7 protein-coding genes are annotated in these 9,404 nt (G+C 60.5%); all 7 read left to right on the top strand.

What is annotated here, in order from left to right; all coding sequences use genetic code 11:
• Positions 1-599 precede the first annotated feature (599 nt).
• Entirely contained in the window at positions 600-2,729 is a 2,130-nt protein-coding gene (gene flhA, locus D8U60_RS17415; RefSeq protein WP_016771062.1) for a flagellar biosynthesis protein FlhA, read from the top strand.
• Positions 2,730-2,740: 11 nt separating this feature from the next.
• Entirely contained in the window at positions 2,741-4,081 is a 1,341-nt protein-coding gene (gene flhF, locus D8U60_RS17410) for a flagellar biosynthesis protein FlhF (RefSeq protein WP_024012117.1), read from the top strand.
• Positions 4,082-4,197: 116 nt separating this feature from the next.
• On the top strand, positions 4,198-5,028 hold the full coding sequence (gene fleN / locus D8U60_RS17405) for a flagellar synthesis regulator FleN (RefSeq protein ID WP_016771060.1): 831 nt from the start codon (positions 4,198-4,200) through the stop codon (positions 5,026-5,028).
• Positions 5,025-5,765 (top strand): RNA polymerase sigma factor FliA, encoded by a 741-nt coding sequence (gene fliA / locus D8U60_RS17400; RefSeq protein WP_016771059.1) that lies wholly within the window; start codon positions 5,025-5,027, stop codon positions 5,763-5,765. Before fleN ends, fliA begins: the two co-directional genes overlap by 4 nt.
• A gap of 167 nt (positions 5,766-5,932) precedes the next feature.
• Positions 5,933-6,304 carry a chemotaxis response regulator CheY gene (locus tag D8U60_RS17395; RefSeq protein ID WP_024012118.1) on the top strand — a complete coding sequence of 124 codons (372 nt, stop codon included), beginning with the start codon at positions 5,933-5,935 and terminating at the stop codon, positions 6,302-6,304.
• An 18-nt stretch (positions 6,305-6,322) separates the two neighbouring features.
• A complete protein-coding gene (locus D8U60_RS17390; protein WP_016771058.1) occupies positions 6,323-7,111 on the top strand; it encodes a protein phosphatase CheZ in 789 nt (262 codons plus the stop codon).
• Between the two features lie 53 nt (positions 7,112-7,164).
• The coding region (locus D8U60_RS17385) for a chemotaxis protein CheA (RefSeq protein WP_130900584.1) at positions 7,165-9,404 on the top strand (2,240 nt) is incomplete at its 3' end.

The raw sequence follows: 9,404 nt of genomic DNA, 5'->3' as shown, positions 1-9,404 counted from the left end.
TTTTTGAATCGAGGGATTCGTAGAGGGAGGTGGGGTCGGATTCGGGCGGGTTGGGTGTTGGTTTGATCATGGTGAAGCTCCTTTGAAGTGGAGCCGCTACAACCTGTCGCTAAACAGGGAGGGTGGCGGCTGTACGCGGGTTAGCGAACCGGTCAAAGGCACCCGGCAGACCCGAAGGTCTCCCGCATACAGCCACCATGACGAAATCGCGAACATACAGATCCGCAACGAAGCCTGGAACGCTGATGCACCTTTGACTTGAGTTCGAGTCGCTAAACCCGATCGCTGATTCGTCAGCGACCGGACCACGATAGAACTCGACCTCAAAGCGCACAAGCCGGCGGATTCTGGCTTGGCTGTAGGCAATGGCGCAAGGATTTGTAGCCTTGAGACCGTGTCGGCAGGTGTCTTTTAAACTCGTCGTTTAAAAACAAAGTTCGCAGCCTTCGGCAGCTCCTACAGGAGATGTAAATCCATGTAGGAGCTGCCGAAGGCTGCGATCTTTTTTGCTTGGGCAAAAGTTGGAAAGCTTCTTGCAATAGCCGCCCTGCGCCCGCTCTGGGCGTCAAAAGTTTGCTTTAAAGGAACGGGGAAAACCGGTGGATCGCACTCAGTTATTCAATACAGCACGCACCAACGTTGCCGACCTCAGTCGAGGCAATCTGGGCGTGCCGTTGTTGCTGCTGGTCATGCTGGCGATGATGATGTTGCCGGTACCGCCGTTCCTGCTCGACGTCTTCTTTACCTTCAACATCGCTCTGTCGATCGTCGTCCTGCTGGTCTGCGTGTATGCGCTGCGGCCGCTGGATTTCGCGGTGTTCCCGACCATTCTGCTGGTGGCGACGCTGCTGCGGCTGGCCTTGAACGTGGCCTCGACGCGGGTGGTGATGCTCCACGGTCAGGACGGCCACGCCGCTGCCGGTAAGGTGATTCAGGCCTTCGGTGAGGTGGTGATCGGCGGTAACTACGTGGTCGGTATCGTGGTCTTCGCGATTCTGATGATCATCAACTTCGTCGTGGTGACCAAGGGTGCCGGGCGGATTTCCGAGGTGAGCGCGCGTTTCACCCTCGATGCGATGCCCGGCAAACAAATGGCGATCGACGCCGACCTCAACGCCGGCCTGATCGACCAGAACCAGGCCAAGTCGCGCCGTCAGGAAGTCGCCCAAGAGGCGGAGTTCTACGGTTCGATGGACGGTGCCAGCAAGTTCGTCCGTGGTGACGCGATCGCCGGCCTGCTGATTCTGTTCATCAACCTCATTGGCGGCATGGCGGTTGGTATCTTCCAGCACGGCATGAGCTTCGGCGATGCGGGCAAGGTTTACGCCTTGCTGACCATCGGTGACGGTTTAGTGGCGCAATTGCCATCACTGTTGTTATCTACAGCAGCGGCGATCATGGTAACCCGTGCTTCCGGCTCGGAAGACATGGGCAAGCAGATCAACCGCCAGATGTTCGCCTCGCCGAAAGCGCTGGCCGTGGCCGCTGGTTTGATGGCGGTGATGGGCCTGGTGCCCGGCATGCCGCACTTCTCCTTCCTGAGCATGGCGGCGCTGGCTGCGGGCGGCGCGTACCTGTTCTGGAAAAAGCAGAACGTCGCCAAGGTCGTGGCGCTGGAAGAGGTCAAGCGTCAGCAGGAACTGCTGCCGTCGCCGGCACGCGCCATGGAAACCAAAGAGCTGGGCTGGGACGACGTGACGCCGATCGACATGATCGGCCTGGAAGTCGGCTACCGCCTGATTCCGCTGGTGGACCGCAATCAGGGTGGGCAATTGCTCGCGCGGATCAAGGGCGTGCGCAAGAAGCTCTCGCAGGATCTGGGCTTCCTGATGCCGACCGTGCACATCCGCGACAACCTCGATCTGGCGCCGAGCGCGTATCGGCTGACGCTGATGGGCGTGATCCTCGCCGAGGCCGAGATCTACCCGGATCGCGAGCTGGCGATCAATCCGGGTCAGGTGTACGGCTCGCTCAACGGGATCAACGCCAAAGATCCGGCTTTTGGCCTCGAGGCGGTCTGGATCGAAATCAGCCAGCGCGCCCAGGCGCAATCGCTCGGCTACACCGTGGTCGATGCGAGCACCGTGGTCGCCACGCACTTGAACCAGATTCTGTACAAGCACTCCAGTGAGCTGATCGGCCACGAGGAAGTGCAGCAACTCATGCAATTGCTGGCCAAGAGCTCGCCGAAACTGGCGGAAGAGCTGGTGCCGGGCGTGGTTTCGCTGTCGCAGTTGCTCAAAGTTCTGCAAGCGCTGCTCGCTGAGCACGTGCCGGTGCGCGACATTCGCAGCATTGCCGAGGCGATCGCGAACAACGCTGCCAAGAGTCAAGATACCGCCGCGCTGGTCGCCGCTGTGCGGGTCGGCGTATCCCGTGCAATCGTCCAAAGCATTGTAGGCACTGAGTCCGAGCTGCCTGTAATCACATTGGAACCAAGGTTGGAACAGATATTGCTCAATAGTCTGCAGAAGGCAGGACAAGGCTCGGAAGAGGGCGTTCTGCTGGAGCCGAGCATGGCCGAGAAGCTGCAGCGTTCGTTGATCGAAGCGGCCCAGCGTCAGGAAATGCAAGGCCAACCGGTGATCCTGCTGGTAGCAGGCCCGATTCGCGCGATGCTCTCGCGCTTCGGCCGCCTCGCAGTGCCAGGGCTGCATGTACTGGCCTACCAGGAAGTACCGGACAACAAGCAAGTGACCATCGTTGCGACAGTAGGGCCCAACGGCTGAGGTAGTGGTTTATGCAAGTTAAGCGTTTTTTCGCCGCCGATATGCGTCAGGCCATGAAGCTGGTTCGCGATGAGCTGGGCGCTGATGCCGCCATCATCGGTAACCGCCGCATTGCCGGCGGCGTCGAGTTGACGGCGGCTCTGGATTACAAACTGTCGGCGCTGGCGCCACGGGTTCCGAACATGGAACTCGAAGACGAGCTGCGCAAGACCCAGTCGCGCATCGTCACCGCCCAGGCCGAGCTGAGCCTGCGTGGCGAAGCCGACGGCAATACCAATCAGCAGTTGTTCGCCGGGCTGCCGCTGACCGCAGGCCTGCCGCTGACTGCTGCCGAACCGCTGAGCGAGCCGACCTACGCCGCACCGACGCGTCCGGCCGCAGCGCCTGCGCAGGCCTCGGCGGGCGTCGATCCGCGTGCGCTGGATTCGATGCGTTTTGAATTGAACAGCCTGCGCGAGCTGATGGAAGTGCAGCTCGGCACCCTGGCCTGGAATCAGCTGCAAGGCAGCCGCCCGGCCCAGGCCAATCTGTATCGCCGTCTGCAGCGCATCGGCCTGTCCGGCCCGCTGTCGCGCGATCTGCTGGCGATGATCACCGATATCGAAGAACCCCGTCAGGCCTGGCGCATGCTGCTGGCCCACCTGGCGCGGATGATTGCCGTACCGGAAGTAGAGCCGCTGGAAGAGGGCGGTGTGATTGCCATGGTCGGCCCCGCCGGCATGGGCAAGACCACCACGCTGGCCAAGCTCGCCGCGCGTTACGTGCTCAAGTACGGCGCGCAGAACGTCGCGCTGGTGAGCATGGACAGCTTCCGCATCGGCGCGCAGGAACAACTGAAAACCCTCGGGCGCATCCTCAACGTGCCGGTGACGCACGTCGATCCGGGTCAGTCGCTGGTGCAGGCATTGGATCCACTGCTACGCAAACGCGTGGTTTTGATCGATACTGCCGGCCTGCAAGCCAGTGATCCGGCGTTGCGCATGCAGCTTGAGAGCCTGGCCGGGCGTGGCATTCGCTCAAAAAATTATCTGGTCCTGGCAACCACCAGCCAGAAACAGGTTCTAACCGCCGCTTATCACAGTTACAAGCGTTGCGGGCTGGCCGGCTGCATCCTGACTAAACTGGATGAAACGGCCAGTCTCGGCGAAGTGTTGAGCCTGGCGATCAGTCATGAATTGCCGGTCGCGTACCTGACCGATGGCCCACGGATTCCGGATGATTTGCATCTGCCGCGTCGTCATCAACTGGTCAGCCGCGCCGTCAGCGTGCAAATGCAGGAAGAACCCAGCGAAGAAGCCATGGCTGACATGTTCGCTGATATCTATCACAGCCCGACCAAGCAGGTTGGCTGAGGTAATCATGAACAGTTTTTGTACCTACATCGATGGTCTGCCACGCATTGTTCCGATCAGGAACGCGCAGCCAGTAATGTGGCCTCCGTCTATGCAAGACAAGGTAAAGAAATAACATGGGCAGCATGCATCCCGTACAGGTGATCGCGGTGACCGGCGGCAAAGGTGGCGTCGGCAAGACTAACGTGTCAGTGAACTTGTCGCTGGCGCTGGCAGAGCTTGGCCGTCGGGTCATGCTGCTGGACGCCGACCTGGGCCTGGCGAACGTCGACGTTCTGCTGGGGCTGACACCCAAGCGCACACTGGCCGACGTCATCGAAGGCCGTTGCGAACTGCGCGACGTGCTGTTGCAGGGCCCGGGCGGGATTCGCATCGTGCCGGCGGCCTCCGGCACGCAGAGCATGGTGCACCTGAGCCCGGCGCAACACGCCGGCCTGATCCAGGCGTTCAGCGACATCGGCGACAATCTCGACGTGCTGGTGATCGACACCGCTGCGGGTATTGGTGACTCGGTAGTCAGTTTCGTTCGTGCCGCCCAGGAAGTGTTGCTGGTGGTCTGCGACGAGCCGACTTCGATCACCGACGCTTACGCGCTGATCAAGTTGCTCAACCGCGACTACGGCATGAACCGCTTCCGCGTGCTCGCCAACATGGCGCAGAGCCCGCAGGAAGGGCGCAACCTGTTCGCCAAGTTGACCAAGGTCACGGATCGCTTCCTCGACGTCGCCCTACAATACGTCGGCGCCGTGCCGTACGACGAAAGCGTGCGCAAGGCAGTGCAGAAGCAGCGCGCCGTCTACGAAGCCTTTCCCCGTTCCAAGTGCGCGCTGGCCTTCAAGGCCATCGCCCAGAAGGTCGACACCTGGCCGCTGCCGGCCAACCCGCGCGGGCATCTGGAATTTTTCGTCGAGCGTCTCGTGCAGCAAACCGCAGGGCCTGTGATATGACCGCCAGTGGCATGAATCTTTACAAAAAGTCGGCGCGTGACGCGCAATACGAATTGATCGAGCGCTACGCGCCACTGGTCAAGCGCATTGCCTATCACTTGCTGGCGCGCCTGCCGGCCAGCGTGCAGGTCGAAGACCTGATCCAGGCCGGGATGATCGGTTTGCTCGAAGTCTCGACCAAATACGACGCCAGCAAAGGCGCCAGTTTCGAAACGTACGCGGGCATTCGAATCCGCGGCGCGATGCTCGATGAAGTGCGCAAAGGGGATTGGGCGCCACGCTCGGTTCACCGTAATACCAGGATGGTCAGCGACGCGATTCGCTCGATTGAAGCTAAAACCGGCCGTGACGCTAAAGATCACGAGGTTGCGGCCGAACTCCAATTGAGTCTCGACGATTACTACGGGATTCTGAATGACACCTTGGGCAGTCGCCTGTTCAGTTTCGACGACCTGTTGCAGGACGGCGAACACGAAGGGCTGCACGAGGATGGCGCGAGTGCTCATATGGAGCCGTCACGCGATCTGGAAGATGAACGCTTCCAGGCGGCGCTGGCGGACGCGATTGCCAATTTGCCGGAGCGTGAGCGACTGGTGTTGGCGCTGTACTACGACGAAGAGCTGAACCTCAAGGAAATCGGTGAAGTCCTTGGCGTCAGTGAATCGCGGGTCAGCCAGTTACACAGCCAGTGCGCGGCCCGTCTGCGGGGGCGTTTGGGGGAGTGGCGAGCGCGCTGAAGGCAGTGTGGGGACACTGCGAAACGAGGCTGGTGCGGTGATGAACGGCGCCGGTCTCGATCCGTTGTGCTCCAGACAAACTTTAAGTGCTGCGCCGATTGATTGAAGTGGCGCGTCCAGGTGCTGGGCGCGTTTAAGACTGCTTGGAGGTCGAATTGAACAAAGACATGAAAATCCTCATCGTTGATGACTTCTCAACGATGCGGCGGATCATCAAGAACCTGCTGCGCGATCTTGGGTTCACCAACACCGTCGAGGCCGACGATGGCACCACTGCCATTCCGGTGCTCAACAGCGGCAGCATCGACTTTCTGGTAACGGACTGGAACATGCCGGGCATGACCGGTATCGACCTGCTGCGTCACGTGCGCGCCGATGAAAAACTCAAGCACCTCCCGGTGTTGATGGTGACTGCTGAAGCCAAGCGCGAGCAGATCATCGAGGCCGCCCAGGCCGGTGTGAACGGTTACGTGGTCAAACCTTTCACGGCTCAAGCGTTGAAAGACAAAATCGAGAAGATTTTCGAACGCATCGGCTGATGAATGCGCGGGGGAGCTATGGAGCATAACGAATCATCACAGGGCGATTTCGAATCGACCCTGAAAAAACACGCGGTCGAACTGGTCGAGAGCCTTGAAAAAGGCAAGTTCGGCGACGCGGTGCAACTGATCCATGAGCTCAATCAGACCCGTGACCGCGGCCTGTATCAGGAAGTGGGCAAGCTCACACGTGAACTGCACAGTGCGATCGTCAATTTCCAGATCGATCCGCACATGCCGCAGGCCGAGGAAGTGTCGCAAATCACCGACGCCACCGAACGCCTGGGCTATGTGGTCAAGCTGACGGAAGCCGCGGCCAACCGCACCATGGATCTGGTGGAAAGCGCCACACCGGTGGTCAACAGTCTGGCTGATGAAGCGCAGACGTTGAGCGCCGATTGGGGCCGCTTCATGCGTCGCGAGGTCGGGGCTGAAGAGTTCCGTGAACTGGCGCGCCGGGTCGACGGTTTTCTGTCACGCAGCAGCACGGACAACCGTGCGGTGTCGAGCAACCTCAACGACATCCTGCTGGCTCAGGATTACCAGGACCTCACAGGTCAAGTGATCAAGCGTGTGACCCAACTGGTCACCGAAGTCGAAAGCAATCTGCTCAAACTCGTGCTCATGGCCAGTCAGGTCGACCGCTTTGCGGGCATCGAACATGACCGCGCCGCAATGCTTGCTGAAAAAGATCCACAAAAACATCTCTCGCAGGGTGAAGGTCCGCAGATTCATGCCGATAAACGAGAAGACGTTGTGTCCGGTCAGGACGATGTGGACGATTTGTTATCCAGCCTTGGATTCTAGAGTTTCGGAATTCGGGTTTTTTGGGTTTTTAGACCTGTAGGAGCACCCCATTAATGAGCTTCGGCGCCGATGAAGAGATCCTTCAGGATTTCCTGGTTGAGGCCGGCGAGATTCTTGAGCAACTGTCCGAACAACTGGTCGAGCTGGAAAGCCGTCCGGATGATGCAGATCTGCTCAATGCAATTTTTCGCGGTTTCCACACTGTAAAAGGGGGCGCCGGCTTCCTTCAGCTCAATGAGCTGGTGGAGTGCTGTCACATCGCCGAAAACGTGTTCGACATCCTGCGCAAGGGTGAGCGTCGCGTTGATGCAGAACTGATGGACGTGGTGCTCGAAGCACTGGACGCGGTGAACAGCATGTTCAGCGAAGTCCGTGAACGTGCACCGATCACCGCTGCGACGCCGGAGCTGCTGGCCGCGCTGGCGCGCCTGGCCGAACCGCAATCGGCGGATGAAGCCCCGGCTTCGCCGGTTGCCGAGATGATCGAAGAACTGGTCGTTGAAAGCGACTCCTCGGACGACATCACCGATAACGAATTCGAACAACTGCTGGACTCTCTGAATGCCGTCAAGGCCCAGGCTGAGGCTCCGGCCGCTGCTGTGGCGCCCGCGCCGGTTGCCGACACGGCAGCCAGCGATGAAATCACCGACGCCGAATTTGAATCGCTGCTCGATCAACTGCACGGCAAAGGCCAGTTTGCTGTCGATGCGGTCGCTCCAGCGGCACCAGCAGCGCCGGCCGCACCTGCTGCGGGCGACAGCTCGGACATCACCGACGACGAATTCGAAGCCTTGCTCGATCAGTTGCACGGCAAGGGCAACTTCGCCGTTGACGCGCTGGAATCGGCCATCGCTTCGGCGCCGGCAGCACCTGCTGCACCGGCAGCCGCTGCGGCCGGCAGTGACCTGATCAGCGATCACGAATTCGAATCGCTGCTCGACGAATTGCACGGCAAAGGCAAGTTTGACGCCAGCGCTGCGACTGCCGGCTCTGCGTCGAGCGTCGCCACGCCAGCGGCGAAAGCTCCGGCGGCCGCTGCTGCGCCGAAACCTGCCGCCAAGCCTGAACCGAAAGCCGAGGCGCCGAAACCGGCCGCCGCTGCTGCACCGGCTGCGGCCCGTGCGCCAGCCGCTGCTCCGGCGGAAAAACCGGCCAGCGAAGCGGAAACCACCGTGCGCGTCGATACCGCGCGGCTCGACGAGATCATGAACATGGTCGGCGAGCTGGTGCTGGTGCGTAACCGTCTGGTGCGCCTGGGCCTCAACAGCGGCGACGAAGCCATGTCCAAGGCCGTGTCGAACCTCGACGTGGTCACCGCTGACCTGCAGACCGCCGTGATGAAAACGCGGATGCAGCCGATCAAGAAGGTCTTCGGGCGCTTCCCGCGTCTGGTTCGCGACCTCGCACGTCAGCTGAAGAAAGAGATCAACCTGGAACTGGTGGGTGAAGAAACCGACCTCGACAAAAACCTTGTCGAGGCCCTGGCCGACCCGCTGGTCCACTTGGTGCGCAACGCCGTTGACCATGGCATCGAATCGCCGGAAGAACGCGAAGCATCGGGCAAGGCCCGTGGCGGTCGCGTGGTGCTGGCGGCCGAGCAGGAAGGCGACCACATCCTGCTGTCGATCTCCGACGACGGCAAAGGCATGGACCCGAACGTCCTGCGTTCGATCGCGGTAAAACGCGGTGTGATGGACAAGGACGCGGCCGATCGCCTGAGCGATACCGAGTGCTACAACCTGATTTTCGCCCCGGGTTTCTCGACCAAGACCGAGATCTCCGACGTGTCCGGCCGTGGTGTCGGCATGGACGTGGTGAAGACCAAGATTTCCCAGCTCAACGGTTCGATCAACATCTACTCGACCAAGGGCCAGGGCTCGAAGATCGTCATCAAGGTGCCGCTGACGCTGGCGATCATGCCGACGCTGATGGTCATGCTCGGCAATCAGGCGTTCGCTTTCCCGCTGGTCAACGTCAACGAAATCTTCCACCTCGACCTGTCGACCACCAACGTCGTCGACGGTCAGGAAGTGGTGATCGTGCGCGACAAGGCGCTGCCATTGTTCTACCTCAAGCGCTGGCTGGTCAGCTCCGCCGCTCACGAAGAGCAGCGCGAAGGCCATGTGGTGATTCTTTCGGTGGGCACTCAGCGGATCGGCTTCGTCGTCGATCAACTGGTCGGCCAGGAAGAAGTGGTCATCAAGCCATTGGGCAAAATGCTCCAGGGAACACCGGGCATGTCCGGCGCCACCATCACCGGTGACGGCCGCATTGCGCTGATTCTCGATGTTCC

The organism is Pseudomonas sp. Sample_11, assembly GCF_004307505.1.
GTDB classification, from domain to species: domain Bacteria; phylum Pseudomonadota; class Gammaproteobacteria; order Pseudomonadales; family Pseudomonadaceae; genus Aquipseudomonas; species Aquipseudomonas atacamensis.
The sequence above is the reverse complement of the archived record's forward strand: the minus strand, read 5'-3'. Positions and strand labels throughout refer to the sequence as shown.

What these genes read in the sequence shown, in the direction of transcription:
- flhF (WP_024012117.1), top strand. Translation starts at nt 2,741, where the DNA reads ATGCAAGTTAAGCGTTTTTTCGCCGCCGATATGCGTCAGGCCATGAAG.
- fleN (WP_016771060.1), top strand. Translation starts at nt 4,198, where the DNA reads ATGGGCAGCATGCATCCCGTACAGGTGATCGCGGTGACCGGCGGCAAA.
- fliA (WP_016771059.1), top strand. Translation starts at nt 5,025, where the DNA reads ATGACCGCCAGTGGCATGAATCTTTACAAAAAGTCGGCGCGTGACGCG.
- D8U60_RS17395 (WP_024012118.1), top strand. Translation starts at nt 5,933, where the DNA reads ATGAAAATCCTCATCGTTGATGACTTCTCAACGATGCGGCGGATCATC.
- D8U60_RS17390 (WP_016771058.1), top strand. Translation starts at nt 6,323, where the DNA reads ATGGAGCATAACGAATCATCACAGGGCGATTTCGAATCGACCCTGAAA.